Source organism: Pseudomonas sp. MPB26 (genome assembly GCF_046605355.1).
GTDB classification, from domain to species: Bacteria; Pseudomonadota; Gammaproteobacteria; order Pseudomonadales; family Pseudomonadaceae; genus Aquipseudomonas; species Aquipseudomonas cedrina.
Window position 1 is genome coordinate 370,004 of record NZ_CP176793.1, and the last position, 24,382, is coordinate 394,385.

Below are 24,382 nucleotides of genomic sequence, written 5' to 3' on the forward strand. Positions count from 1 at the left end.
CCGGCTTGCCTGCGATAGCGGTGTGTCAGTCAATGATGTGCTGACTGATCCACCGCTATCGCAGCATAGGTATCTACACAACTTTGGCTCGACGCTGAAACCTAGTGAACAGGGGCTTCTGTGGCGAGCGGGCTTGTCCCGCGTTGGGCTGCGCAGCAGCCCCTATGAAGACGAATGCGGAGTATCAGACTCTCCTCTGCGCCTGGTTTTGGGGCTGCTGCGCAGCCCAACGCGGGACAAGCCCGCTCGCCACAGGGGAATTCGCTAGCCTCTGAAAATTGTGTAGATACCTATGGCTATCGCAGGCAAGCCAGCTCCCACATTGCTCGGCGGTGTCTCAGCCAGCCAGTGATTTTTCAATAGCCCCAACGACTTTCTCATTTGCGCCCCCGCATGCGCCCATGGCCTGATTCACCCTTGTTCTTTCAAGGCCCGCCCATGACGACCGCTCACGCCAAACCCACCACCGCCCTCTGGCTGATGATCAGCGTCGTGCTGGTCGCGCTCAACCTGCGCCCGTCGATGGCCGCCGTGGGGCCTCTGCTCTCATCGATTCGCGGCGACGTGCCATTGAGCTTCAGCAGCGCCGCATTGCTGACCATGTTGCCGGTGATGGCCATGGGCTTGGCGATGTTCTTTGGCATGGGCCTGGCCAGGCGTTTTGGCGAACACCGCAGCATAGGGGTGTCGCTGGTGGTGATTGGCGTGGCCACGCTGTCGCGGCTGTGGCTGGATTCGGCGCTGGAGTTGATCGTCAGCGCCATCGCGGCCGGCGTGGGGATCGCGATGATCCAGGCGTTGATGCCGGCGCTGATCAAGTCGCGGTTCAGCGACAACGTCTCGCTGTTCATGGGGCTGTATGTCACCGCGATCATGGGCGGCGCGGCGCTGGCGGCGTCGTTCGCACCGTTGGTGCAGGCCCAGACCGGCAGTTGGCGCACCGGCCTGGCCATCTGGGCGGTGCTCGCGTTGCTGGCGTGGGTGTTCTGGTTGGCGCAGCGCTCGGTGCTGGCGCCGCTGCCCCAAGCCGACACCGGCGCGCAGGACGCATTTTCCGGCAATCGGCGAGCCTGGCTGCTCGCCGTGTTTTTTGGCCTCGGCACCGCGTCCTACACCTGCGTACTGGCCTGGCTGGCGCCGTACTACGTGGAGCAAGGCTGGAGCGAACAGGACGCCGGCTTGCTGCTGGGTTTTCTGACGGCAATGGAAGTCGTTTCCGGCTTGATCACACCGGCCATCGCCAATCGCCGCCGGGATAAACGTGGTGTCGTTGCCGTGCTGCTGGTGCTGATCATCCTGGGCTTCTGCGGCCTGATTCTGAGCCCTCGACACTTGACGTTGTTGTGGCCCTGCCTGCTGGGCCTGGGCATCGGCGGCCTGTTCCCGATGAGCCTGATCCTGTCCCTCGACCACCTGGACAACCCGCGCCGCGCCGGTGGCCTCACTGCGTTCGTGCAAGGCGTGGGTTACCTGATTGCCGGGCTGTCGCCGCTGATCGCCGGAATGATCCGCGACCAATTGGGCAGCTTCGAGTGGGCCTGGTGGTCGCTGACCGCCGTGATCGTGGTGATGCTGCTGATCGTCACGCGTTTCAACCCGCAGCATTACGCACGGCATATCCGCTGACGTCGTGTTGCAAACATAATTTGTCCCACTGCGAACATGGAAACACCCTACAGCGCTTTCTATTGGCACGTTCGTTCCGTAAGCTTTTGCGCTGTCTTGTACTGAGTTCGGTACAACGGGTTTACGGACGAAACCGATGTTAAACAGCAACTTGCTCAGAAAGCTCGATATGCAGGACTTGATGGTGTTTATCGCCGTCTATGACCAACGCAGCGTTACCGAGGTGTCTGAAACGCTGTTTGTCAGCCAGTCCACCGTGAGCTATAGCCTGAAGAAACTGCGCACCAGCTTTGAAGACGACCTGTTTATCAACACTCGCGCGGGCATGCGCCCGACGTACAAGGCCACCACCATGTACGGCCATGTGCAGAAAATCCTGGAAAGCATCAACCTGTGCCACGCCGGTGGCCAAGCCTTTGACCCGACGCAGAAGGCCGTGGCCTTCAACCTGTGCGCGCCGGAATATTTCGAACAGTTGATCCTGCCGCGCCTGTTGAAACACTTCGACCGCGCCAACCTGCCGGTCATCGTCAACGTGCAGAAACTGGAAACCGAGATTCCCGCCGACGACCTGCGCCAAGGCCGCCTTGACCTGGTGATCTGCTTCGGCCCCCACTTCCACCGCGCCCATAAGGACTTGCGCAGCCAGATGCTGCTCGAGGACGAACTGGTGTGCGTGTTCGATAAACGCTCGGCACCGCAAGAGCCGGCGTTGAGCCTGCAAGCCTTCGTCGAGCGGCGCCATGTGTTCCCCACGCCGTGGACATCCGACACCAACATGATCGACGGTTGGCTGGCGCGCCAAGCCCACAAGCGCCAGGTGATCGCCCGCGCCAACAGCTACGGTGCGGCCTTGAAGATGATCACCGGCACCGACTGTGTCGTCACGCTGCCACGCCGCGTGCAAAAGCTGCTGGCACCTGCCACGACGTTCGCCCACTGCGAAGCGCCCCACGGCTTGCCGGGGTTCACGCTGGAGATGCAGTGGAATGAAACCAGTGAACAGGACACTGCCAATACCTGGTTTCGTGAGCAGGTGGTGAAGGTGTGCGCGGACCAGGGGTTGTTGTAGCCCTCAGCCAATGGCGACTTTGCTGTAGGACTCGCGATCCATGTCTACCAACTGCACGCTGAGTTGCACCTGGATATCCGCCGGCCAGTCGCCCATGTCCTGCAACGCCGCCAGCAGGCTTTGCGATAGCTGCTGCTTGACCTGCGGTGAGCGCCCACTGAGCAGCGACAGCTTGACCGCGATAAACCCGCGCGGGTTGAGGGACGTGCCTACCTGGAAACTCTCGACCTTGATCGCACGGCTTTTGATATCGAACTCGGAACCGAACTGCCCAGACGCCATCAGCACGTTATTGAGCCGCAACAGGGTCTTCTCAACGGACAATTCTGTGAGGTTGGCGGTGTATTCCAGGTGCAGGTGTGGCATGGATCGCTCCGAGTTTTTTGTAGGAAGACGTCTAGATATACCACGCGAATCAGACTTTGGTCGCCAACCCTCGATCGCTCATGAAAGCTTCCAGCCGCGAACGCACCCAACGCTCGGCCGGGTCGGTGTCCACATGGCTGAGCCAGACCATGGACAAATCCAGGGTCGGCGTCTCGAATGGAAATGGCTCACAGAACAGCTGGCCCGACACTGCCATGGCCTCGGCGGTGTAATCCGGCAGGCTGGCGATCAGGTCGGTGCCGGCCAGCAAGGCCGGCAGCGCGCTGTATTGCGGCACCGACAGCACCACGTGGCGCTTGCGGCCGATTTCCGCCAGCCATTCATCGGCAAACCCCGACACGTTGGCGGTGTGGGAAACCAGTACGTGGGGCCGTGCGCAATATTCGTCAAGGGTCAGTGGCGTGTCCGACGCATCGGCACGCAGCAATCGCGGGCGGATATGGCGCAGCAGCTTGCGCTTGGCATTCGCCGGCAGGCCACGGGTCTGGGTGATGCCAACGGTAATGTCGCCGGATGCCAACAGGTCGGGAATGCGCCAGTAGTCCACATGCTGCACCACGAACACCACTTGCGGCGCTTCCTGGCGCAGGGCGCGCAGTAAGGGTGGCAGCAGGCCGAACTCGACATCATCGGAGAGGCCGATGCGAAAGGTCATGGTGCTGACGGACGGGTCGAAATCGTGGGTCAGGCTCAGGGCCGACGACAGCGAATCCAGGGCCGGCGACAGGTGCTGGATGATTTCCTCGGCGCGCGCGGTGGGCTCCATGCGGTGGCCGACGCGAATGAACAGCGGGTCGTTGAACAAGGTGCGCAAGCGGTTGAGGGCCGAGCTGATGGTCGGTTGGCCGAGAAACAGTTTCTCCGCTACCCGCGTTACGTTGCGCTCGAGCATCAGCGCTTCGAACACCACCATCAGGTTGATGTCGGCCTTGCGTAATTCATTGCGATTCATCGGCGCCTGCCCTTCTCCAAGACAAGCCGCAGTTTAGAAAGCGCGGGGGCCTGCGTCTATGTGCACACTGTTCATCGACAGGCTTTGCGATTATAAATCAGCTCTCGAACGTCACCGGGAACATCACCGTGCTGGTCATTCTTGCCTTAAGCGTCCTGCTCGGCGGGGTTTTGCTCTGGGCCATCAAGTTCATCACTCACCCCACCGCCAGGACACTGCTGCGCGTCTTTGTCGGTTTATGCCTGGCGGCGGTCGTGGCTTACCTGGTGCTGGCCTGGGGGTTCCCCACGTCGCTGCTGGTCTGAGACGCCTCCTGCCCCTGACGCAGGCGCAACGCCGCCAGCGCGGCCACCACCAGCACCAGCGCGATCACTTTCAAGCCATTCATTGCGTTGCCGGTGCTCATCTCGATCGCGCCCATCACCGACGGCCCGACAAACCCGCCCAACAGCCCGCAGGCGTTCACGAAGCCCAGGCCGCCCGCCAGTGCAACGCCTTTGAGGCGCGAAGCCGGGTACAGGAAGATGATCGATTGCACGACAAAGAACATCACCGCCGACAGGCAGAAACCCAGCAGACTGAAGACCGGCCCCGACACCGACGCAATGCCCAGGCCCAACGCCATGGTCAGCAGGCCGGTCACCAACAACCGACGACAACGCCCCGGCGTGGTGGCAAACCGCGGGATCAATACCGCACCGAGCGCCGCCGCGATCCAGGGCAATGAGGTCAGCAAGCCAACGCTCATGGTGCTCAGTTCGCCGTATTTGCTGATGATGCTCGGCAGGAAAAAGATCACGGTATAAATGGTGATCTGATGGCAAAAATACACAAAGATCGCCAGCAGGATTTGTGGGGTCAGCCAGTTTTTCAACGAGTGGCCGCCCTCGCCCGCGCCCTCTTCGGCTTCCAGGGCAATGCGCTGTTCGATCCCGCGCGCTTCCTCTGCCGACAGCCACGGCGCCTTGCTCGGGCGGTCCGGCAGTTTGCGCCAGACGACCCAGGCAAACGCCACGGCCGGGAGGCCTTCGAGCAGGAACATCCACTGCCAGCCGTGCCACCCGAGCAGGCCGTCCATGCGCATCAACGCTGCGCCCACCGGGCCGCCGATGATATTGGCGAAGCACACGCCGAGCAGGAAATAACCGGTGGCGCGCGCCCGCTGTTCACGGTTAAACCAATAAGTGAGGTAGAGCATGACCCCGGGAAACAGACCGGCCTCGGCAATGCCCAGCAACAGGCGCAATACGTAAAACGAAGTCTCGCCCTGCACAAAGGCCATCGCCGCCGAAATCAGGCCCCAGGTCACCATGATCCGCGCGATCCAGAACCGCGCGCCCACCTTGTGCATGATCAGGTTGCTGGGGATTTCCGACAGCGCATAGGTCAGGAAAAACAGCCCCGCGCCCAGCCCGTAGGCTGCGGCGGAGATGCCCAGGTCGACGTCCAGGTGATGCTTGGCCAGGGCGATGTTGGTGCGGTCCAGGAAGCTCAAGATGTAGGCGATGATCAACAAGGGCATCAGCTTGACGAACATCAGTTTATTCAGCGCCTGCGGCTCGCGGGCGGGGGTGGCGATAGTCATCGGCAATTCCTCTTGGCGCCCCGCCGGCCGGGCCGGGGGGCGCATCGGTGTTGTTCTAGGAGTCCAGTTGCACGGCCAGCGCCTGGGGGCGATGGGAAAACAGTTGCAGCAGTGCGCCGCCCAGGGCGCAGCCGGCCATCACGAAGAAACATACGGTGTAGCCATGCAGCGTGGTCCAGCCGCCGCCCATGGCGATGAGGCTGCCCATCAGCACTGGCGCCAGGCCGCCACCGATGAACATCGCCGTGGTGATGATGCCGTTGGCGGTCGACGTCGCCGACGGCTCGGCCGAATCGCAGGCCACGGCGTAGTAGATCGGCCACACCGCGTTGGCGACCAAGCCGAACAGCAGTTGCACCACGACGATCAACGTCAGGGTGTTGGCGAAGTAGAACGCACCCACACTTGCCGCCATCCACAGCCCGCAGATGATCAGGGTGGTGCGCCGGCCAATGATGTCCGACAGCGACGGCCACACCAGTTGCCCCAGAATCCCGGTGAGGGTGAACACCACGCTCATGCCCGCCGACTCGGCCAGCGACAGCCCGGCGATGTTGTAGAGGTAGGCCGGCAGCACGATATTCACGCCCATGTACACCACCTGGGTGAGCATCGTATTGCCCGCCGTAAGGGCGATATTGCGGTTGCGCAAGGTGGCGACAAAGGTACGCCAGGCCTCGCCCTTGACCTGGCTGGCCGGCGCATTGTCCGGCGGGGTCATGCCTTTGGCGGCAATGTCGACGTACAGCGCGGTAATGCGCTCGGCCGTGGAATAACGCGCCCAGAAGATCATCAGCGGCAGCGCCACGACGAAGGCAAAGAAGAACACGTAGCGCCAGTTCTCTTCACCAAATACCGTGATGACAAAACTCGCGACGATCCCGCTGAGCATGGCGCCGATCGGGTAGCCGGTATGGTGCGCGCCCAGGGCAAACCCGCGACGCTCTACCGGCCACCATTCGGCGGTATTGCTCACACCCACCGGCTCGCCCCAGCCGGCGCCGAGGTTGACGCCAACGCGCAGGGCAATAAAGGTGGCGAGGTTACCGCTCAATGCCTTGAAGCCGGACAGAAACGAGATCGCCGTGTAGCCGAGTACCAGCGGCACCTGGAAGCGCGCGCGTTTCCAGCCGCCGCCATAACGGTCGCTCCACATGGAGCCGGGGATATCGAGCAGGGCCAGCGCCAGCATCACCACGGTGGCCACGGTGCCCCATTGGTCGGCGGACAAATCGAAATGCTTGGAGATGGTCGGCCCCAGGCGCAACACGATCTCACGGTCGTAGGCGTTGAGGATCCAGATCATCCAGCAGACCAGCAGCGATACCCAGGAATGCCGGTGAATGCTGCGCAGCGACGCTTTTTTTAAAGTTGCCATGAGCCTCTCCAGGCGCGCGAGGGCGCGCACTGACGCAAGGTTGCGAAGGAATATGCCTTATTGAAAAAAACGCGCTAGCTGGCGAACCGTCGCTCAGCTATTCCTTGCACGCCTAACCCGGTGATGGCGAACAGCGCGCCGCGCTGCTGGCCGTCCGCCGGAAAACGCGGCAGCGGCGGCTTGGCCATCGACGTCACAAACAGGGTGTCGAGGTTCGGCCCGCCAAAGGTCAGGCTGGTGACCTTCTTCACCGGCATCGCGATGATGCGGTCGACCTGGCCATCAGGGGTGTAGCGCACCAGCTTTCCGGCGTAGACCAGCGCTTGCCACAGGCAGCCTTCGGCGTCCACGGTGCAGCCGTCAGCGGCGCCACCCTCGCGGGTATCGACCTTGGCGAAGGTGCGACGGTGGCTGACGTTGCCGGTAGCGAGGTCGTAGTCATAGGCCCAGATCTCGCCGGACCAGGTGTCGCAGAAGTAGAAGGTATCTCCCGACGGGCTCCAGCACGGGCCGTTCGACACGATGATGCCTTCGTCCAGGGTGTGCAGGCTCAGGTCGGCGTCCAGACGGTAAAGCCTGGCGCTGGCGCTGTCCTCCGAGGTATCCATCGAGCCGAACACAAAGCGGCCCTGGCGGTCGACCTTGCCGTCGTTGAGGCGGTTGCCCGGCAGGTGCGGTTCCGGGTCGATGATAAGGTTGAGGTCGCCGCTTTTGAGGTCGAGGGTGTGCACGCCGTTTTGCAGGGCGACGATGGCGCTGTCACCGCTGTGGCGCAGGGCCATGGAGCCGATTTTCTGGCCCACCTCCCAGGCGCGCAGTTCGCGGCCGTCCTCGGTGCAGCGCAGGATGCGGCCGTCGGCACTGTCGATCCAGTACAAGCGTTGTTGCTCGACGTCCCACACCGGGCCTTCGCCCAGGGTGGTCTTGACGTCGACAAGCACTTCGATACGCATGGTGATCCCCTTATTGTTGTTGTGCGGGATTCAGGTCGCGCTACGGCACGACCTTTTGTGGTTAAAAGTTGACCTGATCGCGCCCTTTGAGCCCGAGGATTTCCCGCGCTTCGTCCGGTGTGGCGACGCGCTGCCCCAGCGCCTCGATCACCGTGCGAATGCGCCGCACCTGGTCGGCGTTCGACGCCGCCAGCTTGCCCGGGCCATCCCACAGCGAGTCTTCCAGGCCGACTCGTGCGTTGCTGCCCATGGACAGGCCCATGGTCGCCAGCGGAATTTGCCCACGGCCGGCGCCGAGGATCGACCACACATAGTCGTCGCCAAACAGGCGGTCGGCGGTGCGTCGCATGTGTGCCAGGTCTTCCGGGTGCCCGCCGATGCCGCCGCGCAGGCCGAACACCGATTGGATAAACAACGGCGGCTTGAGCAGGCCGCGCTCCAGGAAGTGCGCGGCGGTGTACAAGTGGCCAATGTCGTAGCACTCGATTTCAAAACGGGTACGGTTCTCGGCGCAGGCATTGAGGATATGGGTGATGTCGCGGAAGGTGTTGCGAAAGATCCGGTCGTCACTTTCTTCCAGGTACGGACGCTCCCAGTCGTGCTTGAACTCGGTGAAGCGGTTGAGCATTTCGTACAGGCCGAAGTTCATCGATCCCATATTCAGCGAGGCCAATTCCGGCTTGAACTGCATCACCGGCTGCAGGCGCTCTTCCACGCCCATGGTCGGTGCGCCGCCGGTGGTGATGTTGATCACCACGTCGCTGGCGGCCTTGATCTGTGGCAAAAATTGCGCGAACAGCGCCGGGTCCTGGCTCGGGCGGCCATCGATGGGGTCACGGGCATGCAGGTGGACAATCGCCGCGCCAGCTTGCGCGGCGCCGAGGGCGGCATCGGTAATTTCCTGCGCGGTGATCGGTAAATGCGGCGACATTGACGGCGTATGAATCGCACCGGTGACGGCGCAGGTGATGATGACAGGACGATTTTTGGACATGACGAATCTCCGACTTTTATTCTTATGAAAAAAATCCTGGGTACAGCGCAATGAGTCTTGCGTGGCTTACAGGTACTCGACGTTACCGTCGACGCTGATCGCCTGGCCGGTCACGTTGCGGGCGGCGGGCGAACAGAGGAACAGGGCCATGGCGGCCACGTCTTCGGCGGTGACCATGCGTTTCAGGGAAATCTTGTCGAGGTACTCCTGGCGCATCTCGGCTTCGGGCACGCCGACCTGTTCGGCACGGGCGCGGATCACGCCATCCATGCGCGGGCCTTCGACGATGCCGGGCAGCAGGGCGTTGACACGGATGTCGCTCTCGCCCAACTCCGAAGCCAGGGATTTCATCAAGCCGACAATCGCCCATTTGGTCGCCGCATACGGGGTGCGCCAGGCGTAGCCCAAGCGCCCCGCCACCGAGGCGATATGCAGCAGATGGCCGTGGGACGATTGCTTGAGCATCGGCACCGCGTGATGGGCAAAGCGGTATTGCGCGGTGAGATTGATATCGATGGTGGCTTGCCACTCGGCATCGCTGATCACATCGATACCGCCGGTGGGCCCGGCGATTCCGGCGTTGTTGACCAGCACATCGAGGCCGCCGAACTGTTCTCGCTGCACGGTGAACACCGCTTCGATCTGCGCGGCATCGCTGACGTCGGCGTGGGTGGCGACGGTGCCTGGGTATTTGTCGCGAAACGCGGCCAGGGCCGGCTCGTTCACATCACACACATGCACCTGGGCACCGGCTTCCAGATACGCCGCCGCCAGCACTTCACCGATACCGGCAGCCCCGCCGGAAATCAACACACGTAACCCAGGATAGGGCTGCAGCCGCTGTAGGACATTCATGCACGTTTACCTCCTGAAACAGACGACCGCTTACGGTCGCTCTTGACGAGCAGGCGCGCCAGGGAATCGGCGGCCTGCATGATGTCGTCGGTCACCGCTGCACGCGCGCCGGCGCCATCACGGACGGCCAAGGCGTCAACGATGCGCGTGTGCGCTTCCATCGAGCGTTGCAGGTGAGCTTTATCCGGGGCGACCAGCGCAAAGCACGGGCCCATGTGCAGCCAGAAGTTTTCCACGGCCGCCATGGTCAACTCGGCCTGGGCCACCGCGTAAATGCGCCGGTGAAAAGCAAAGTTGGTCCAGAGATAGCGAGACACGTCCACCTCGTCGGCGGCGTGCTGCATCTGCCGGCAGAGGTCGGTGATTTCGTCGAGGTCAGCTGTTTGCAGGAGCAGCACGGCCTTTTCGGCCAGCAGCCCTTCGAGGGCGACCCGTGCATCGCGAATTTCGCGCAGGCGCTCGACCGTCATCAGGCGTACGCGCAGACGGGAGGTCTCGGTGACTTCAAACGCGTTTTCAGCGCTGAGGCGTTGCAGCGCTTCGCGCACGGGCATCGGGCTGGAACCGAGGGCTTCGGCGAGGCCGCGGATGGTGAGCTTCTGGCCCGGCTGGAAGCGGCCACTCATCAGCGCTTCGCGGATCTGGCGATAGACCTGGTCTTGCAAGGTATCGCGGGAAACCTGACGCAGGGTGGGCAGGAGGAGCGGTCCATCTGTCATGAGGCAAAACCTGTGTTGTCGTTCTTATGGCCTCAATATGTGATCACAAATCAAATATGTCAAATAGTTTCCCGTTCGATGCGTAAGGAGCAATGAGCTTTTTGTTCCACGGTTGATTGATAACTATCAAACATCAATCAATCCAAATTTTTCACTTATCATTTCTAAATGTGTCAGCCAATATCCCAGGTCTTAAGCGAAACAAGCACTTCAAAAAGAACGCTGGAGACACAAGACCATGACTAGCCCTACCCGGCCCCAGGCTGCCAGTTCGAAAGTTGGCGCGGTATTTCGCGTTACTTCGGGCAACTTCCTCGAACAGTTCGATTTCTTTCTGTTCGGCTTCTACGCCACTTACATTGCTGCCGCGTTCTTCCCCGCCGCTAATGAGTTTGCGTCATTAATGATGACCTTCGCCGTGTTCGGCGCGGGCTTCCTGATGCGCCCCTTGGGCGCGATTATCCTAGGGGCCTACATCGATGACGTCGGCCGCCGCAAAGGACTGATCGTGACCTTGGCGATCATGGCCAGCGGCACGCTGCTGATCGTGCTGGTGCCGGGTTATCACACCATTGGCTTGTGGGCGCCGTTGCTGGTGCTGCTGGGCCGCCTGTTGCAGGGTTTCTCGGCTGGCGCGGAGTTGGGCGGCGTGTCGGTGTACCTGTCGGAAATGGCCACACCGGGACGCAAAGGGTTCTATACCAGTTGGCAATCGGGCAGCCAGCAGATCTCCATTGTGGTCGCCGCCGCGCTGGGGTATGGCCTGAACGTGTGGATGGACCCGGCCGTGGTGGCCGATTGGGGCTGGCGCATTCCGTTCGCCCTCGGCTGCGTGATCATCCCGTTCATCTTTATCCTGCGTCGCAACCTGCAGGAAACCGAAGAGTTCGCCAACCGCAAGCATCGCCCGACCATGCGCGAGGTGATGGCCACTCTGGTGAAAAACTGGACCATGGTGATCGGCGGCATGCTGATGGTGGCGATGACCACGACGGCGTTCTACCTGATCACCGTATACGCGCCGACCTTCGGCAAAACCGTGCTGCAACTGAGCACGTCCGATGCGCTGCTGGTGACCTTGCTGGTGGCCGTGTCGAACTTTGTCTGGCTGCCGATCGGCGGTACCTTGAGCGACCGTTTCGGCCGTAAGCCGGTATTGGTCGCCATGACGGTGTTGACCGTTCTCACCGCATATCCGGCATTGTCCTACGTAGTAAATGCGCCGAGCTTCAGCCATATGCTGGAAACCCTGCTCTGGTTCTCGTTCCTCTATGGCATGTACAACGGTGCGATGATCCCGGCCCTCACCGAAATCATGCCGGTGGAAGTCCGTGTGGCAGGCTTCTCCCTGGCTTACAGCCTGGCGACCGCGATATTCGGCGGCTTCACCCCGGCGATCTCCACCTGGTTCATCCACATCACTGAAGACAAGGCTTCGCCGGCCTACTGGATGATGTTCGCCGCCCTGTGCGCGCTGTGCTCGACCCTCGCGCTGTACCGTCGCGCCAATGCCCGTGGGCAGGTGATGCAGGGGGCGGTGCAATGAAGCCTCTGTTCAAGACCCTCGTCGCGCTGGCCCTTGGCGCCATCGCGCTGACGGCCCAGGCTGAACAGCTCACCGTGATGACTTCCGGTGGCTTCACCGCCGCGTATAAATTGCTCGGCCCGCAATACGCCCGCAAAAGCGGCGACACCCTCGACACCCTCCTCGGCCCGTCAATGGGCAAGGCGCCGGAAGCGATCCCCAACCGCCTGGCCCGTGGCGAACACGCCGACGTGGTGATCATGGTCGGCTACGCCCTGGATGACTTGATCAAACAAGGCAAGGTCGACCCCGCCTCCCGCGTGGAACTGGCGGACTCGCGCATCGGCCTGGTGGTGAAGGAAGGCGCGGCAAAACCTGCCATCGGTACTGACGCAGAACTTAAAGCCGTGCTGAGCAAAGCCAAGTCCATCGCATATTCGGACAGCGCCAGCGGTGTGTATGTCGAGAAAGAGTTGTTCAAGAAGCTCGGCATGCCGGCCAAAGGCACCATGATCGAACGCCTTCCGGTGGCCGAACAGGTTGCCAAGGGTGACTACGAAGTGGGCCTGCAGCAGGTCGCGGAGTTGTTGCCGGTGCCGGGCGTGACCTACGTCGGCAAGATCCCCGAAGATGTGCAATCGGTGACGCGTTTTGCGGCCGGTATTCCGGTGAACGCCGAACACCCGGCCCAGGCTAGGGCGCTGCTGCAATTTCTGGCGTCGCCCGAGGCGCAACCGGTGGTGCAATCCACCGGCCTGGACTCCGTGTCACGCTGACCGAAACGGCATCTCGCGCACCAACCGCTCCAACTCCAGCGCCGCTGGCGGCAAGGTCCGCCCGCGGCGTTTTATCAAGCCCACGTTACGCATTACGTGGGGCTCCACCAGCGGCACACTCACCAGAATCGGGTGTTCACCCGCCGGCATCGCAATCGATGGCACCATGGCAACCCCCAGCCCCGCTTCCACCAGCCCGATCATGGTGGTCACGTGGTGCGTCTCGCAGATACTCGGCTTTTTCACGCGCACGCCGCGCAACGCCTGGTCCAGCAGAAAGCGGTTGCCCGAGGTTTTGTCCACGGTGATGTAGTCATGCTCGTAGGCTTCGGCCCAGGTCACGCTGTCGCGCCGGGCCAGCGGATGGTCGCGGCGACAGGCCAGGACATAGCGTTCCTGCAGCAACAGTTCGAACTCGACTTCATCGGCCAGGCTGCCGCTGAAGCTCACGCCGAAATCCGCCTCGCCACTTGCCACCGCATGGCATACCTCGCCGGCGCTGGCGTCCAGCACCCGCAGGCGAATCTTCGGATACAGCTTGTGGAATTCGGAGATCACGTGGGGCATGAAGTAGTACGCGGTCGACGGCACGCAGGCTATGGTGACATTGCCCATGCGCGTGGACGCGACGTTGCTGATGCCCATCAGCGCGACATCGAGGTCGTCGAGCATGCGTTCGACTTTCGGCAGGAAAGCACGGCCGACCATGGTCAGGCTGACGCGCCGGGTGGTGCGTTCGAAGAGTTTCACATCCAGGGCGGTCTCGAGCTTTTCGATGCGCCGGCTGAGGGCCGGTTGCGAGATCCGGATGGCCTCGGCGGCGCCGCGAAAACTGCCCTTGTCTACCACGGCGCGGAAGGCTTGGAGGTCGTTGAGGTCGAAGTTGATGATCACGGCAGGGAAACCAGGGTGGTCAAGGTGGCGGACATTATCGTATGGGAGCGGATGGGGCGCCATGTGTGCCGGGAGCGGTTGGCGCTAATAACCTTGCTAATATGAAGTCATACATATCAGCGGGTTATTGGCGGTGCGCGGCTACGCAATCGTCGAAATGGGTCAATACTTTTGGCCTGGCCCACACAACAGGACGTAGTCACTCATGGAAACCTATCACCTCTGGATAGACGACGAGTCGCCGGGTATCGGCATCGATCTATTGCTTCTTGCATCGCGCCAATGGTCCAGTAGGATTGAATCCTACCCAACCTCGGCGGACTTCCAAATGCGCTCAACCCAGCAAATGAGCATTACATTGCCAATTGAAATGGCGGCCTTGGTCAAAGCCAAAGTCGCGGCCGGTGAATATGCGACCGAAAGTGAAGTGATTCGCGATGGCCTGCGGGCCTTGCTGGCGCGCGACCGAGCCATGGAAGACTGGCTGCGGGACGAGGTGGTCCCTGCGGCCACGGCCCTGAGGGCGGAGCCTGACCGAGCATTGTCCGCTGAGCAGGTTCGCGAGCATATGGCGGCCAAACGTCAGCGAAAAAACCCCGGCAAACCGTGAGCTACTCGGTGGCTTTCGCGCCGCAAGCCTTGGCGCACCTCGACGCCCTTGAAGCATTCATCAGCGAGGCCGCTTCTGCGGCAGTGGCTGCACGCTTTGTCGACAAGCTCATCAGCCACTGCGAAAGCTTTTCACTGTTTCCCTTGCGCGGCCCCCGTCGTGACGACCTGCTGACTGGCCTGCGCATCACTCACTATCGATGTACCACGATCATCGCATTCACGGTGAATACCACCAGCGAAACCGTGTCGATCCTGGGCGTGTTTTATGGCGGACAAAGCTACGCGGCACTGTTTCAGCCCTGGGAAGACTGATCCGCATTGGCCGAAGCGTGTGGCGTGGGAAAAACCTGCCCAACTTCGGTAGGAAACGCCCGCGAAATACTTCTAATTCCTTCAATTTAGTATAAATTGCGTGCAGCTTATCCAAGGCATTCAAGGAGGTCACCCGTGGCAACTCTGCAAACGAACACAATCCAGGCACTGCATGAAAATCGTATCGCTCTCCTTGAGGAATGGAATACCAGCCTTGAGGCTTCGGGTGCGACGCGTAACGTCAAAGGCGACGATGTCAAACAGCAGACCCGCGAATTCCTCGGGCTGCTGAGCGCCGCGTTGCAACAAGGCGGTTCGCAAAATACCCACCACGAAAACTGGGCGGAAACCCGAGTATTCCTGGAGAAACTGTCCCACAGCCGTGCCCTCGCCGGACAGGACTCGCAACAGACCGCCAGCTTTATCTTCGCTCTCAAGGGACCACTGTTCGCATTGCTGCAGCGCGAATACGCCGAGCAACCGGCGCAACTGGGCGAACAGCTCTGGGAAATCTCCGAGCTGCTCGATGCGCTGGGCATGCACACCATCCGTACCTTCCAGAAATCCCGGGAGTCGGTAATCAAGCGCCAGCAGGAAGAACTGCTGGAACTCTCCACCCCGGTGGTCAAGCTGTGGGATGGCGTACTGGCCCTGCCGATGATCGGCACCCTGGATTCGCAACGCACCCAGGTCGTGATGGAATCGCTGCTGCAACGCATCGTCGACACCGGCGCGGAAATCGCCATCATCGACATCACCGGCGTGCCGACTGTCGATACCCTGGTCGCCCAGCATCTGCTGAAAACCGTCACCGCCATCCGCTTGATGGGCGCTGACTGCATCATCAGCGGCGTGCGTCCGCAGATCGCCCAGACCATCGTGCACCTGGGGCTCGACCTTCAAGGTGTGGTGACCAAGGCCAACCTCGCCGATGCATTGGCCTTGGCGCTCAAACGCCTGGGCGTCAACATCACCAAGGCTGTCTAAGCATGGAACGCATCCCTATTTTGCAGATGGGCGAGTTTTTGCTCGTGACCATCCAGGTGGACATGCACGACCAACTCGCGTTGACCTTGCAGGACGATCTGTCCGAGCGTATCAGCCGTACCTCGGCGCGCGGCGTGCTCATCGATATCTCGGCGCTGGACATGGTCGACTCCTTCATCGGCCGCATGATCGGCACCATCTCCGGGCTGTCCCGGATCATGGATGCACAAACCGTATTGGTGGGCATGCAACCCGCGGTCGCCATCACCTTGGTGGAGTTGGGCATGACCCTGCCCGGCGTCGCGACCGCACTTAACGTCGAGCGCGGCATGAAGCTGCTGCGTGACCGGGTAGAACACTCATGAGCCAAGCCAGCAGCGGCACACACCCTGTGCTGATAGAACAGGACGTTGTGCTGGCTCGACAATTGGTACGAAAACTGGCCCAGGACTGCGGCATGCGCCTGATCGACCTGACCAAGTTGGTCACGGCCGTCAGTGAGTTGGCGCGTAACACCGTGGTCTATGGCGGCGGTGGTTATATGGACTGGGCTGTGATCGAGAAGGACCACCGCCCCGGTGTACGCCTGACGTTTCGCGACGAAGGGCCGGGCATTCCCGACCTCAAGCTGGCGATGACCGACGGCTGGACCTCCGGCAGCGGCCTTGGCCTGGGGCTCACCGGCGCCAAGCGCCTGGTGGATGAGTTTGAACTGGACACCGAACCTGGCAAGGGTACCCGCGTGACGATCACCCGATGGGCCTGAATATTCCCAGCGCGCTCACGCAAGTGCTCCTGATTGAAGATACCAGCCAGATCGGCCACGCCCGGCGCACGGCCCAGCAGTTTTCCGAATCCCTGGGTTTCGATGAGACCGATGCGGGGCGGGTGGCGCTGGTCGCCACCGAGCTCGCCAGCAACATCCTCAAACATGCTACCCACGGTGAATTGCACCTGCGCGCCACCGGCAACGGCGGCGTCGAGATGATCGCCATCGACCGTGGGCAAGGCTTTGATATCAACAGCGGGCTGGTCGACGGCTTCTCCACCGGAGGCACCCAAGGTATCGGGCTTGGAGCAATATCACGCCTGGCGCAGGTGTTCGATGCACATGCCGATCAGCGCGGCGCGGCGATACTGGCCAGGCTGACACCGCGCGCCGTGAAGGCCAGGGATATTCGCTATGGCGTCAGCCAGCACTCGCTGCATCACGACCCTCACTGCGGTGATGCCTGGCACTTGGCGATCGAGCCTGGGCGCTTCAGCGTGATGATGGCCGACGGACTCGGCCATGGCGAATATGCCGAGCAGGCAGCCCGAGCGGGAGAAGCAGTGTTTGCACAGAGTGCCTTCGTGGATTCGACGGTGTTGATGAACGACATGCACATCGGCATGAACGGTACCCGTGGCGCCGCAATGGCGGTGGCACAGTACGATGCCGTGGCCGACACGCTTCGCTTCACCGGCGTGGGCAATATCGGCGGCAGCCTGATCGGGCCTGGCAAGCCGCGCGGCCTGGCGTCCCACCCCGGTATCGTCGGCGTGCAGTTTCGCAAGGCTCAACCCTTCGACTATGCTCAAGTGGCCAATCAGTTGCTGATCCTTTACAGCGACGGCCTGCAATCACGCTGGAATCTTTCGGACTACCCAGGGCTTGTCCACCGCCACCCTGCCCTGATCGCCGCCATCCTGCACCGTGACTTCTGCCGCGGCCGGGATGACGTTACCGTCTTCGTGATTGCCCTGGAGGCCATCGATGGCTGAAACCACTGCCTCGCTTGCCGCTGAAGTCCAACGCCTGCGCCAGGAAGCGGATGCCTTGCGCGCGGAGTTGGATGAAACCAACCAGGGCGTGCTGGCGCTGTATGCAGAGCTGGATATGCAAGCCGACCAACTGCGCCAGGCGTCAGACCTCAAGAGTCGTTTCCTGTCGTATATGAGCCACGAGTTCCGCACGCCCCTGGGCTCGATCCTGAGCATCACCAGCCTGCTTGACGACGAGTTGGACGGCCCGTTGAGCGCCGAGCAACACACTCAAGTGGGGTTTATCCGCAGCTCGGCGCGCGAATTGCGCGAAATGGTCGACGACTTGCTCGACCTGGCCAAGATCGAGGCCGGGCGTATCACTATTTCCCCGGGCTGGTTCGATATGTTCGACCTGTTCTCGGCGCTACGCGGGATGTTCCGCCCGATTGTCGACGCATCATCGGTCGACCTGATCTTCGAGAAGCCTTCCGGCCTGCCCAAGCTCTACACCGATGACAAGAAACTCGCGCAGATACTGCGCAACTTTATTTCCAATGCTCTTAAATTCACCCTGCAGGGCGAAGTAAGGGTCTCTGCGCGCATGGAGAACGAACACGAGATCCGTTTTGCGGTGCAGGACACCGGCCTGGGCATACCCGCCGAGTTGCACAACAACCTGTTCGAGGACTTTTCCCAGATCGACTCACCGTTGCAGAAACGCCTGCGCGGCACGGGCCTGGGCCTGTCGCTGTGCAAGCGTTTCGCCGAGTTGCTGGGTGGCAGGGTAGGCGTTGAAAGCACGCCCGGCGTGGGCTCGCTGTTCTTTGTGGTTATTCCTCTGTCCATCTCCAGCGAGAACGTCGATGAAACGTGATATCCAACTGCTGATCGTCGACGACAATGCCGCCACGCGCTACGCCCTGCGCCGACGCCTCGAACGCCATCACTACCAGGTGCTTGAAGCCGGCACGGGCCAGGACGGGCTGGACCTGATCGCCGCTGGAAAAATCGATGCGCTGATCCTCGACGTCAACCTGCCGGACATGAGCGGCTTCGATATCGTGCGCCGTTTGCGCGCCGACCCGAACACGGCCTTGTTGCCGGTGGTGCACGTTTCGGCGGCCTCCATCGAGACCGGCGACATTATCACCGGCCTCGACGCAGGGGCTGATGCCTACTTGATCCACCCGGTCGACCCCGAGGTGCTGCTGGCGACCCTGCGCACCCTCTTGCGCGTGCGCGACACCGAATACGCGCTGCGGGAAAGCGAGGCACGCTTTCGAGAGATCTTCTTTAATATCAGCGCGCCGATTGCCGTGATCGACGCACAATTGAAGGTCCACGAATGCAACCACGCGTTCGCGCAGTTGATCCACGACAACCTCAACCCCGACGCGCTGCTTGAATGCTTCGCCGGCGACCAGTATGCGGTCATCCAGGAACTGTGCCTGCGCCTGGCGGCCGGCGAACGCTGGAAAGGCACGTTGCAGATGAAAGTCGACGGCCAATTGCGCGAAACCGAGTGGCAGATTTCGCCCTATGACCGTGCCGAGCTGAGCCTGGTGTTTGTCGAGGACGTCACTGAACACCGTCATCGCGAGCGTCACCAACAGGCCGAACTCGCCAACGCGGCGACCCGCCTGGCACGCACCGAAGCGCAGTTGCTCCAGGCCCAGAAAATGGATGCTCTGGGCAAACTCACCGGCGGCATCGCCCATGACTTCAACAACTTGCTCACCGGTATCATCACCAGCCTGGAACTGATCAAAAAGCGCATCGAAAGCCAGCGCACCGATAAGGTCCTGGGCTATGCCGACGCCGCGCTGAGTTCAGCCCTGAGCGCCGCCGGCCTGACCAACCGCCTGCTCGCGTTCGCCCGCCAGCAGCCGTTGGACACACGGCCCATTGATATCAACGCGCATATCCGCTCCCTGGAGGAGTTACTGGTGCGCACCATCGGCGAACACATCGCCCTGAAACTGGAGCTGACCAACAACCCAGCGGTGGCAATGGTCGACCCGATCCAACTGGAAAGCGCGGTGCTGAACCTGGTGATCAACGCCCGCGATGCGCTGCCCAAAGGTGGCAACATTTGGGTGACTACCTACCCTGCCTACTCCAACGGCAACCTCAAGCTGGAAAACGGCCCCTATATCGCGCTGTCGGTACGCGATAACGGCGTGGGCATCGAGCACAGCGTCATCGACAAGGTGTTCGACCCTTTCTTCACCACCAAGCCGGTGGGCCAGGGCACCGGTCTGGGCCTGTCGACCATTTACGGTTTCGCGCGCCAGTCAGGCGGTGATGCGCAGATCCGCAGCGTCACCCGCCAGGGCACTGAAGTGACGATCATGCTCCCGGCCGCAGACGGCCCTGCCTCCGTGACCACCAAGACGTTGGCGAAGCCGGGCAAAAGCAACGGTGAACACATACTCATCGTCGAAGACATGCCTTCGGTGCGCAGCTTTGTTGCCGAAGTGCTGGCGGACGCCGGTTACCAGTGCAGCCTGGCGGCCGACGGTGACGAAGCGATCGCTGTCTTGAAGAACGATCGGACTATCAGCCTGCTGCTCACCGATGTCGGCCTGCCCTACATGACCGGCCGTGAATTGGCTGACTTCGCCCGTGGCCTGCGCAACGATTTGCCGATCCTGTTCATGACCGGCTACGCAGAGAACGCAGCCAATCGGCAAAATTTCCTGGGGGAGCGCATGGACCTGATCACCAAGCCGTTTCACGTCGATGAACTGCTCGAGAAGATTCGCCAGGGCCTGGAAGCAAAATCCTAGCGCCGCTGGTTACAGCTGGAACCGTGTCACCGCTTCGTTCAGCGAAGCCGCCAACTGCGCCAGCTCGCGACTCGATCCGTTGATCTGCCCGGCACCGGATGAAGATTGGGCAGACAAGTCGCGAATGTTGACGATGTTGCGGTCGACTTCCTTGGCCACTTGCGCCTGTTCTTCCGCGGCGCTGGCAATCACCAGGTTGCGTTGGTGGATCTGGTCGATGGAGTCGGTGATCTGGCTCAACGCGCCACCCGCCCCTTCGGCCAAGGCCAGGGTATCGGTGGCGCGCTGGGTACTCGACTGCATTGAAGTCAGCGCGTGATCCGAGCCTGTGCGCATCGCGGTGACCATCTGGTCGATTTCCAGGGTGGATTGCTGGGTACGATGCGCCAGCGCGCGCACTTCATCGGCTACGACCGCAAAGCCGCGCCCGGACTCACCGGCCCGCGCAGCCTCGATGGCGGCATTGAGGGCCAGCAGGTTGGTCTGTTCGGCAATGGAGCGAATCACGTCGAGCACCTTGCCGATATCCCGCGATTGCTCGGCGAGGTTCTGCACCAGCGTCGAAGTCTCACCTATGTTCGTGCTCAGAGCCTGGATGGCGCTGACGGTCTCGCCAACGCGATGCTGGCCTTCGCGCGCCGTTTCATTGGAGACACGCGTGGACTCGGAGGTGGACACTGCGTTGCGCGCCACTTCGTCCGCTGCGGACGTCATCTCATTGACGGCGGTAGCGGCCTGCTCGATTTCGGCGGTCTGCTTTTGCAGGCTGCGGCTGCTTTGGTCGGTGATGCCATTCAGGTCAGCGGCGGATGAGGCCATCTGCCCCGCCGACTGGCGGATCAATTGCAAGGTCCCGCGCAAATTGGCCTGCATGGTCTTGAGTGCAACCAGCAGCCGCGTCACTTCGTCGTCACCGGTCACGTCCACCGTCTGGGTCAGGTCGCCCTGAGCCACGTTTTCGGCGGCCCGCACCGCATGGCTCAGCGGTCCGACAATGCTGCGCGTCAGCAACCAGGCCAGCGCCACGGTGCTCAAGGCGGCCAGGAGTACGAAGCCGAACACCATGGTGCGCGAACGGCTGTATTGCGACTCGGCCAGTTGGCCCTGCTGGTTGATCTGCGCGTTGTAGTAGTCAGCCAGGGCATTGAGCTGCGCACCGGAGCCATCGATCACGGTTTTCATGTCCACCAGCAGCAACTTGTTCAGCTCGGCCCACTGCTGCTTGTCGGCAAGCACGAAGGATTGAGCCAGCCCCTGTTGGTACTGACGCAGCGAACCCTGGAACTGATCGTAGAGCGCGCGCACTTGCGGGGTATCGATGACCGCATCGAGTTCGGCCAGCCGTTTGGTCAGGTCCTGGCTGCGGGTGTCCATCTGGCTGCGGTATTGCGGGATGCTGGCCGGATTCGGGTCCAGCGCCATGCGCAACGAGATCGTCCGAATGCGCAGCATGATTTCGCGAATGTCCGCCACCAGCCGCATCTTGGGCACCAGCCCGCTTTCAACCTGCACCGCACTGGCACGAATGCTTGCCATGTTCGACAGTGCAAAAAAACCCAGCAGGGCCACGAGCAAAGCGATCAAGGCAAAACCCAGACCCGCACGGCGAGCGATGGACAGGTTGCGAAGGGACATTTCGGGGAGATCTCTTATTGGGGATATGACGTCGTATGAGAGGGTTTCGGCCTGCGCAGGCGGGACTTTAGAGCGTAGGTGGAAAGGAAATTAATTGTCATGAATATCAGGGAGTTATTTGACCTGTTGACGAGCAAAAAGCTACTTGAGGGCAATACTGGGTTCGGAACGTATTCCTTCACCGTTACAACGGAGATTTCTTATGCGGCAAAACCTTTTCTGACCTAAGGCAGCTACCCAAAACAACCGTTACCAATAATACGAGCTTGCACAAGTCCCATGGCGGGACTAGGATTTCCTCATGAGAATCATCGCGATCAGCCAACTCAAAACCTTTTGGCGCAAGTACCCGGACGCCGAGCAATCTATACTGGCCTGGATAGATGAGGCAAAAAACGCCGACTGGTCCACCCCGGCTGACATCAAGGAACAGTTTCGTCATGCAAGCGTCCTCAAGAGCCGCAGAGTCGTCTTCAATATAAAAGGCAACGACTACCGGCTAGTGGTCGCGATCGCCTATCGCTACGGCGCTCTCTACATCAAGTTCGTCGGTACGCATAAGCAGTACGACGCGATTGACGCCGACACCGTTGAAACGGAGTAACCCATGAATATCCGCCCCATCCATACCGAGCAAGACTATAAAGACGCACTGAAGTCAGTCTCCCCGCTGTTCGATGACGAACCGGAACCCGGTACGCCAGAAGGTGATTACTTCGATGTAATGATCACCCTGATTGAAGCCTATGAGGCCAAGCATTTCCCGATTGACCTGCCCACCCCCGTCGACGCCATTCATTTCAGAATGGAACAGTCTGGTCTCTCGGCAGCAGATCTGGTGCCCGCCATTGGCCGTCAAAACCGGGTCTATGAAGTGCTTAATGGAAAACGCGCACTCACTTTGCCAATGATCTGGAAACTGCATGAAATGTTTGGAATTCCAGCCGGGAGCCTGATTCGGCCGGTAAAAAATGCGTGAAATCGAAGGTACGAAAAAGCCCGTAGAGCGAAGCGCTTTGTCTGTTCAAGCAGCGGGACACTCAATGGCACGTTTGTAGTCTGCGTAACGACTGAATCCAGAAGCATCGATTGCACTGATGATTACTATCGAACCGAGCGCCTGCTCAATTACCACAACAGGTTTCTATAATCGGCTCCAAATTCCCTCCCCTTCGCCTGGCTTCAGGCGACGTTCACCCCGGAACCTGACTCCATGCCAAGCGCCACCCAGGCCCCTCGCGGCCTTCCCGAACATAACCAACAGAGTGTCAAACAGCAGTGGCTGGCGATTCTCTCGGTCGCCGTGGGCGCCTTTGCCCTAGTGACCAGCGAGTTTCTGCCGGTGGGCGTGCTCAACGACGTTGCCAGCGACCTCGGCATCAGCGCCGGCCACGCGGGCCTGATGGTGACCCTGCCGGGCATCATGGCCGCCCTCGCCGCGCCGTTGCTGTCCGTGGTCATCGGCAAGATGGATCGCCGTTATCTGCTGATCGGCCTGACGTTGGTCATGATTATCGCCAACCTGGTCGTGGCCTTCGCCAGTGACTTCAGCCTGCTGCTGTTCGGCCGCGTATTGCTGGGCATCAGCATTGGCGGTTTCTGGGCGACGGCCATTGCCCTCAGCGGCCGCCTGGCCCCCAGGGGCGTGGACGTCGCCAAAGCCACCTCGATCATCATGATGGGCGTCACCCTCGCCACCGTACTGGGCGTACCCGTCGGCACCTGGCTGAGTGGCTTGATGGGCTGGCGCATGACCTTCCTGGTCACCGCGGTGCTGGGCATACCGGTCCTGCTGGCGCAGGTCTTCCTGCTGCCCCGACTTTACCCGGAGAAGGCCATTCTCGTCGGTGACCTGCCGGCGTTGTTTATCAACCCACGCGCTCGGGTCGGGCTGATCGCCGTCTTGCTGATCGGCCTTGCGCACTTTGCCGCCTACACCTATGTCGCGCCGTTCTTCAAGAACAGCGCCGGCTTCGACGGGCCGACGATCGGTTCGCTGTTGCTGATGTTTGGCGTGGCCGGGGTCGCGGGTAACATTTTTGCCGGTTTCGCCGCCAACCGCAGCGTGCGTCACACCCTGCTGCTGGTCGCGCTGATGATCGGCATCAGCACCGCCCTGTTCCCCTACTTCGCCACCGGCATGATCGGCGCCACGATGCTGATCGCGCTGTGGGGCTTCGCCTTCGGCGCCTTCCCGGCGTGCGCCAGTATCTGGATGTTCGTGGTCGCGCCCAAGGATGTGGAACGTGGCATGCCGTTGTTCGTTGCGTTGTTCCAAGTGATCATTGCGCTGGGCTCGTTCTTTGGTGGACAGATCGTCGACCACCTGGGTACCTCGGTGTTGTTGAGCCTGGCCACGGCGTTGGTGGGCGTGGGTTTTGTCACGGTGTTGGTACTGGGGCGTAACATCAGCAATCGCCTGGTGGCACAGCCGACCTGACCAGACAGGACACCTTAAAATGCCTGCTGAGCATTGAGCTCAGTGGGCTTTTTTGTTTCAGGGAAAGGTGTTTATCTGAACTTGGAGGAAAGCACATTAAACAGCTGCACCTACGTACCTATTCAATCGGTAACTACCGATCCCG

26 protein-coding genes and 1 pseudogene are annotated in these 24,382 nt (G+C 61.2%); 16 read left to right on the forward strand and 11 right to left on the reverse strand.

Features of this window, described 5'->3' with window-relative positions; translation table 11 throughout:
* The first annotated feature begins 438 nt into the window (after positions 1 to 438).
* Both ACLH0H_RS01720 and ACLH0H_RS01725 read left to right on the forward strand, forming a co-directional pair.
* Positions 439 to 1,626 (forward strand): cyanate transporter, encoded by a 1,188-nt coding sequence (locus ACLH0H_RS01720; protein ID WP_411380737.1) that lies wholly within the window; start codon positions 439 to 441, stop codon positions 1,624 to 1,626.
* A 136-nt stretch (positions 1,627 to 1,762) separates the two neighbouring features.
* Complete coding sequence (locus tag ACLH0H_RS01725; protein WP_411380738.1) at positions 1,763 to 2,698, forward strand: LysR family transcriptional regulator; 936 nt, start codon at positions 1,763 to 1,765, stop codon at positions 2,696 to 2,698.
* 3 nt (positions 2,699 to 2,701) lie between these two features.
* On the opposite strand, the gene ACLH0H_RS01730 is transcribed toward ACLH0H_RS01725, so the two are convergent.
* Positions 2,702 to 3,064, reverse strand: coding sequence for a 5-carboxymethyl-2-hydroxymuconate Delta-isomerase (locus ACLH0H_RS01730; protein WP_411380739.1), 363 nt, complete (start codon positions 3,062 to 3,064; stop codon positions 2,702 to 2,704).
* A 49-nt stretch (positions 3,065 to 3,113) separates the two neighbouring features.
* Positions 3,114 to 4,037, reverse strand: a complete 924-nt coding sequence (locus tag ACLH0H_RS01735) for a LysR substrate-binding domain-containing protein (protein WP_411380740.1) — start codon at positions 4,035 to 4,037, stop codon at positions 3,114 to 3,116.
* Positions 4,038 to 4,165: 128 nt separating this feature from the next.
* Between ACLH0H_RS01735 and ACLH0H_RS01740 the strand changes: the two genes are divergently transcribed.
* Complete coding sequence (locus ACLH0H_RS01740) at positions 4,166 to 4,342, forward strand: hypothetical protein (RefSeq protein ID WP_165448104.1); 177 nt, start codon at positions 4,166 to 4,168, stop codon at positions 4,340 to 4,342.
* On the opposite strand, the gene ACLH0H_RS01745 is transcribed toward ACLH0H_RS01740, so the two are convergent.
* From ACLH0H_RS01745 to ACLH0H_RS01770, 6 genes are all read right to left on the reverse strand, one after another.
* Entirely contained in the window at positions 4,297 to 5,622 is a 1,326-nt protein-coding gene (locus ACLH0H_RS01745; protein ID WP_186693154.1) for an MFS transporter, read from the reverse strand. The genes ACLH0H_RS01740 and ACLH0H_RS01745 overlap by 46 nt on opposite strands.
* Before the next feature lie 55 nt (positions 5,623 to 5,677).
* On the reverse strand, positions 5,678 to 7,000 hold the full coding sequence (locus tag ACLH0H_RS01750) for an MFS transporter (protein ID WP_186693157.1): 1,323 nt from the start codon (positions 6,998 to 7,000) through the stop codon (positions 5,678 to 5,680).
* A gap of 74 nt (positions 7,001 to 7,074) precedes the next feature.
* A complete protein-coding gene (locus ACLH0H_RS01755) occupies positions 7,075 to 7,953 on the reverse strand; it encodes an SMP-30/gluconolactonase/LRE family protein (protein WP_411380741.1) in 879 nt (292 codons plus the stop codon).
* 61 nt (positions 7,954 to 8,014) lie between these two features.
* Positions 8,015 to 8,947, reverse strand: a complete 933-nt coding sequence (locus ACLH0H_RS01760) for a 3-keto-5-aminohexanoate cleavage protein (protein WP_169376459.1) — start codon at positions 8,945 to 8,947, stop codon at positions 8,015 to 8,017.
* Between the two features lie 66 nt (positions 8,948 to 9,013).
* On the reverse strand, positions 9,014 to 9,802 hold the full coding sequence (locus ACLH0H_RS01765; RefSeq protein WP_411380742.1) for an SDR family oxidoreductase: 789 nt from the start codon (positions 9,800 to 9,802) through the stop codon (positions 9,014 to 9,016).
* Positions 9,799 to 10,521, reverse strand: coding sequence for a GntR family transcriptional regulator (locus tag ACLH0H_RS01770; RefSeq protein WP_411380743.1), 723 nt, complete (start codon positions 10,519 to 10,521; stop codon positions 9,799 to 9,801). The genes ACLH0H_RS01765 and ACLH0H_RS01770 overlap by 4 nt, the downstream gene beginning before the upstream one ends.
* A gap of 238 nt (positions 10,522 to 10,759) precedes the next feature.
* Between ACLH0H_RS01770 and ACLH0H_RS01775 the strand changes: the two genes are divergently transcribed.
* Both ACLH0H_RS01775 and ACLH0H_RS01780 read left to right on the forward strand, forming a co-directional pair.
* Positions 10,760 to 12,067, forward strand: a complete 1,308-nt coding sequence (locus ACLH0H_RS01775) for an MFS transporter (protein ID WP_411380744.1) — start codon at positions 10,760 to 10,762, stop codon at positions 12,065 to 12,067.
* Positions 12,064 to 12,822 carry a substrate-binding domain-containing protein gene (locus tag ACLH0H_RS01780; protein WP_411380745.1) on the forward strand — a complete coding sequence of 253 codons (759 nt, stop codon included), beginning with the start codon at positions 12,064 to 12,066 and terminating at the stop codon, positions 12,820 to 12,822. The genes ACLH0H_RS01775 and ACLH0H_RS01780 overlap by 4 nt, the downstream gene beginning before the upstream one ends.
* On the opposite strand, the gene ACLH0H_RS01785 is transcribed toward ACLH0H_RS01780, so the two are convergent.
* Positions 12,814 to 13,716 (reverse strand): LysR family transcriptional regulator, encoded by a 903-nt coding sequence (locus tag ACLH0H_RS01785; protein ID WP_307386321.1) that lies wholly within the window; start codon positions 13,714 to 13,716, stop codon positions 12,814 to 12,816. The genes ACLH0H_RS01780 and ACLH0H_RS01785 overlap by 9 nt on opposite strands.
* Positions 13,717 to 14,044: 328 nt before the next feature.
* Between ACLH0H_RS01785 and ACLH0H_RS01790 the strand changes: the two genes are divergently transcribed.
* From ACLH0H_RS01790 to ACLH0H_RS01825, 8 genes are all read left to right on the forward strand, one after another.
* Positions 14,045 to 14,326 carry a type II toxin-antitoxin system ParD family antitoxin gene (locus ACLH0H_RS01790; protein WP_411382484.1) on the forward strand — a complete coding sequence of 94 codons (282 nt, stop codon included), beginning with the start codon at positions 14,045 to 14,047 and terminating at the stop codon, positions 14,324 to 14,326.
* A complete protein-coding gene (locus ACLH0H_RS01795; RefSeq protein ID WP_411380746.1) occupies positions 14,323 to 14,640 on the forward strand; it encodes a type II toxin-antitoxin system RelE/ParE family toxin in 318 nt (105 codons plus the stop codon). The genes ACLH0H_RS01790 and ACLH0H_RS01795 overlap by 4 nt, the downstream gene beginning before the upstream one ends.
* A 135-nt stretch (positions 14,641 to 14,775) precedes the next feature.
* Positions 14,776 to 15,627 (forward strand): RsbRD N-terminal domain-containing protein, encoded by an 852-nt coding sequence (locus tag ACLH0H_RS01800; protein ID WP_186693170.1) that lies wholly within the window; start codon positions 14,776 to 14,778, stop codon positions 15,625 to 15,627.
* A gap of 2 nt (positions 15,628 to 15,629) precedes the next feature.
* Positions 15,630 to 15,992, forward strand: a complete 363-nt coding sequence (locus ACLH0H_RS01805; RefSeq protein WP_017254285.1) for an STAS domain-containing protein — start codon at positions 15,630 to 15,632, stop codon at positions 15,990 to 15,992.
* Positions 15,989 to 16,393, forward strand: a complete 405-nt coding sequence (locus ACLH0H_RS01810; protein WP_076950232.1) for an ATP-binding protein — start codon at positions 15,989 to 15,991, stop codon at positions 16,391 to 16,393. Before ACLH0H_RS01805 ends, ACLH0H_RS01810 begins: the two co-directional genes overlap by 4 nt.
* Positions 16,384 to 17,391, forward strand: coding sequence for an ATP-binding protein (locus tag ACLH0H_RS01815; protein ID WP_411380747.1), 1,008 nt, complete (start codon positions 16,384 to 16,386; stop codon positions 17,389 to 17,391). The genes ACLH0H_RS01810 and ACLH0H_RS01815 overlap by 10 nt, the downstream gene beginning before the upstream one ends.
* Positions 17,384 to 18,247: a sensor histidine kinase gene (locus ACLH0H_RS01820; protein WP_411380748.1), complete on the forward strand. Its 864-nt coding sequence runs from the start codon at positions 17,384 to 17,386 to the stop codon at positions 18,245 to 18,247. Before ACLH0H_RS01815 ends, ACLH0H_RS01820 begins: the two co-directional genes overlap by 8 nt.
* A complete protein-coding gene (locus ACLH0H_RS01825) occupies positions 18,237 to 20,162 on the forward strand; it encodes a response regulator (protein WP_411380749.1) in 1,926 nt (641 codons plus the stop codon). The genes ACLH0H_RS01820 and ACLH0H_RS01825 overlap by 11 nt, the downstream gene beginning before the upstream one ends.
* A gap of 9 nt (positions 20,163 to 20,171) precedes the next feature.
* On the opposite strand, the gene ACLH0H_RS01830 is transcribed toward ACLH0H_RS01825, so the two are convergent.
* Complete coding sequence (locus ACLH0H_RS01830; protein WP_411382485.1) at positions 20,172 to 21,035, reverse strand: methyl-accepting chemotaxis protein; 864 nt, start codon at positions 21,033 to 21,035, stop codon at positions 20,172 to 20,174.
* Positions 21,030 to 21,797 (reverse strand): annotated as a pseudogene (locus ACLH0H_RS01835) (MCP four helix bundle domain-containing protein); the annotation flags it as partial. The pseudogene ACLH0H_RS01835 and the gene ACLH0H_RS01830, both read right to left, overlap by 6 nt.
* Positions 21,798 to 22,098: 301 nt before the next feature.
* Between ACLH0H_RS01835 and ACLH0H_RS01840 the strand changes: the two are divergent.
* The 3 genes from ACLH0H_RS01840 (at position 22,099) to ACLH0H_RS01850 (ending at position 24,237) form a co-directional block, all read left to right on the forward strand.
* Positions 22,099 to 22,401, forward strand: a complete 303-nt coding sequence (locus tag ACLH0H_RS01840; protein ID WP_411380750.1) for a type II toxin-antitoxin system HigB family toxin — start codon at positions 22,099 to 22,101, stop codon at positions 22,399 to 22,401.
* 3 nt (positions 22,402 to 22,404) lie between these two features.
* Entirely contained in the window at positions 22,405 to 22,776 is a 372-nt protein-coding gene (locus ACLH0H_RS01845) for a helix-turn-helix domain-containing protein (RefSeq protein ID WP_411380751.1), read from the forward strand.
* Between the two features lie 234 nt (positions 22,777 to 23,010).
* Complete coding sequence (locus ACLH0H_RS01850) at positions 23,011 to 24,237, forward strand: MFS transporter (RefSeq protein WP_411380752.1); 1,227 nt, start codon at positions 23,011 to 23,013, stop codon at positions 24,235 to 24,237.
* The last annotated feature ends 145 nt before the right edge of the window (positions 24,238 to 24,382 follow it).

Excerpts from the sequence above, each read along its gene's own strand:
- ACLH0H_RS01750 (WP_186693157.1), bottom strand. The coding sequence starts at position 7,000 with ATGGCAACTTTAAAAAAAGCGTCGCTGCGCAGCATTCACCGGCATTCC.
- ACLH0H_RS01780 (WP_411380745.1), top strand. The coding sequence starts at position 12,064 with ATGAAGCCTCTGTTCAAGACCCTCGTCGCGCTGGCCCTTGGCGCCATC.
- ACLH0H_RS01730 (WP_411380739.1), bottom strand. The coding sequence starts at position 3,064 with ATGCCACACCTGCACCTGGAATACACCGCCAACCTCACAGAATTGTCC.
- ACLH0H_RS01810 (WP_076950232.1), top strand. The coding sequence starts at position 15,989 with ATGAGCCAAGCCAGCAGCGGCACACACCCTGTGCTGATAGAACAGGAC.
- ACLH0H_RS01845 (WP_411380751.1), top strand. The coding sequence starts at position 22,405 with ATGAATATCCGCCCCATCCATACCGAGCAAGACTATAAAGACGCACTG.
- ACLH0H_RS01830 (WP_411382485.1), bottom strand. The coding sequence starts at position 21,035 with ATGCAGGCCAATTTGCGCGGGACCTTGCAATTGATCCGCCAGTCGGCG.
- ACLH0H_RS01805 (WP_017254285.1), top strand. The coding sequence starts at position 15,630 with ATGGAACGCATCCCTATTTTGCAGATGGGCGAGTTTTTGCTCGTGACC.
- ACLH0H_RS01745 (WP_186693154.1), bottom strand. The coding sequence starts at position 5,622 with ATGACTATCGCCACCCCCGCCCGCGAGCCGCAGGCGCTGAATAAACTG.
- ACLH0H_RS01725 (WP_411380738.1), top strand. The coding sequence starts at position 1,763 with ATGTTAAACAGCAACTTGCTCAGAAAGCTCGATATGCAGGACTTGATG.
- ACLH0H_RS01760 (WP_169376459.1), bottom strand. The coding sequence starts at position 8,947 with ATGTCCAAAAATCGTCCTGTCATCATCACCTGCGCCGTCACCGGTGCG.
- ACLH0H_RS01820 (WP_411380748.1), top strand. The coding sequence starts at position 17,384 with ATGGCTGAAACCACTGCCTCGCTTGCCGCTGAAGTCCAACGCCTGCGC.
- ACLH0H_RS01815 (WP_411380747.1), top strand. The coding sequence starts at position 16,384 with ATGGGCCTGAATATTCCCAGCGCGCTCACGCAAGTGCTCCTGATTGAA.
- ACLH0H_RS01840 (WP_411380750.1), top strand. The coding sequence starts at position 22,099 with ATGAGAATCATCGCGATCAGCCAACTCAAAACCTTTTGGCGCAAGTAC.
- ACLH0H_RS01755 (WP_411380741.1), bottom strand. The coding sequence starts at position 7,953 with ATGCGTATCGAAGTGCTTGTCGACGTCAAGACCACCCTGGGCGAAGGC.
- ACLH0H_RS01775 (WP_411380744.1), top strand. The coding sequence starts at position 10,760 with ATGACTAGCCCTACCCGGCCCCAGGCTGCCAGTTCGAAAGTTGGCGCG.
- ACLH0H_RS01735 (WP_411380740.1), bottom strand. The coding sequence starts at position 4,037 with ATGAATCGCAATGAATTACGCAAGGCCGACATCAACCTGATGGTGGTG.
- ACLH0H_RS01825 (WP_411380749.1), top strand. The coding sequence starts at position 18,237 with ATGAAACGTGATATCCAACTGCTGATCGTCGACGACAATGCCGCCACG.
- ACLH0H_RS01720 (WP_411380737.1), top strand. The coding sequence starts at position 439 with ATGACGACCGCTCACGCCAAACCCACCACCGCCCTCTGGCTGATGATC.
- ACLH0H_RS01765 (WP_411380742.1), bottom strand. The coding sequence starts at position 9,802 with ATGAATGTCCTACAGCGGCTGCAGCCCTATCCTGGGTTACGTGTGTTG.
- ACLH0H_RS01850 (WP_411380752.1), top strand. The coding sequence starts at position 23,011 with ATGCCAAGCGCCACCCAGGCCCCTCGCGGCCTTCCCGAACATAACCAA.
- ACLH0H_RS01770 (WP_411380743.1), bottom strand. The coding sequence starts at position 10,521 with ATGACAGATGGACCGCTCCTCCTGCCCACCCTGCGTCAGGTTTCCCGC.
- ACLH0H_RS01790 (WP_411382484.1), top strand. The coding sequence starts at position 14,045 with ATGCGCTCAACCCAGCAAATGAGCATTACATTGCCAATTGAAATGGCG.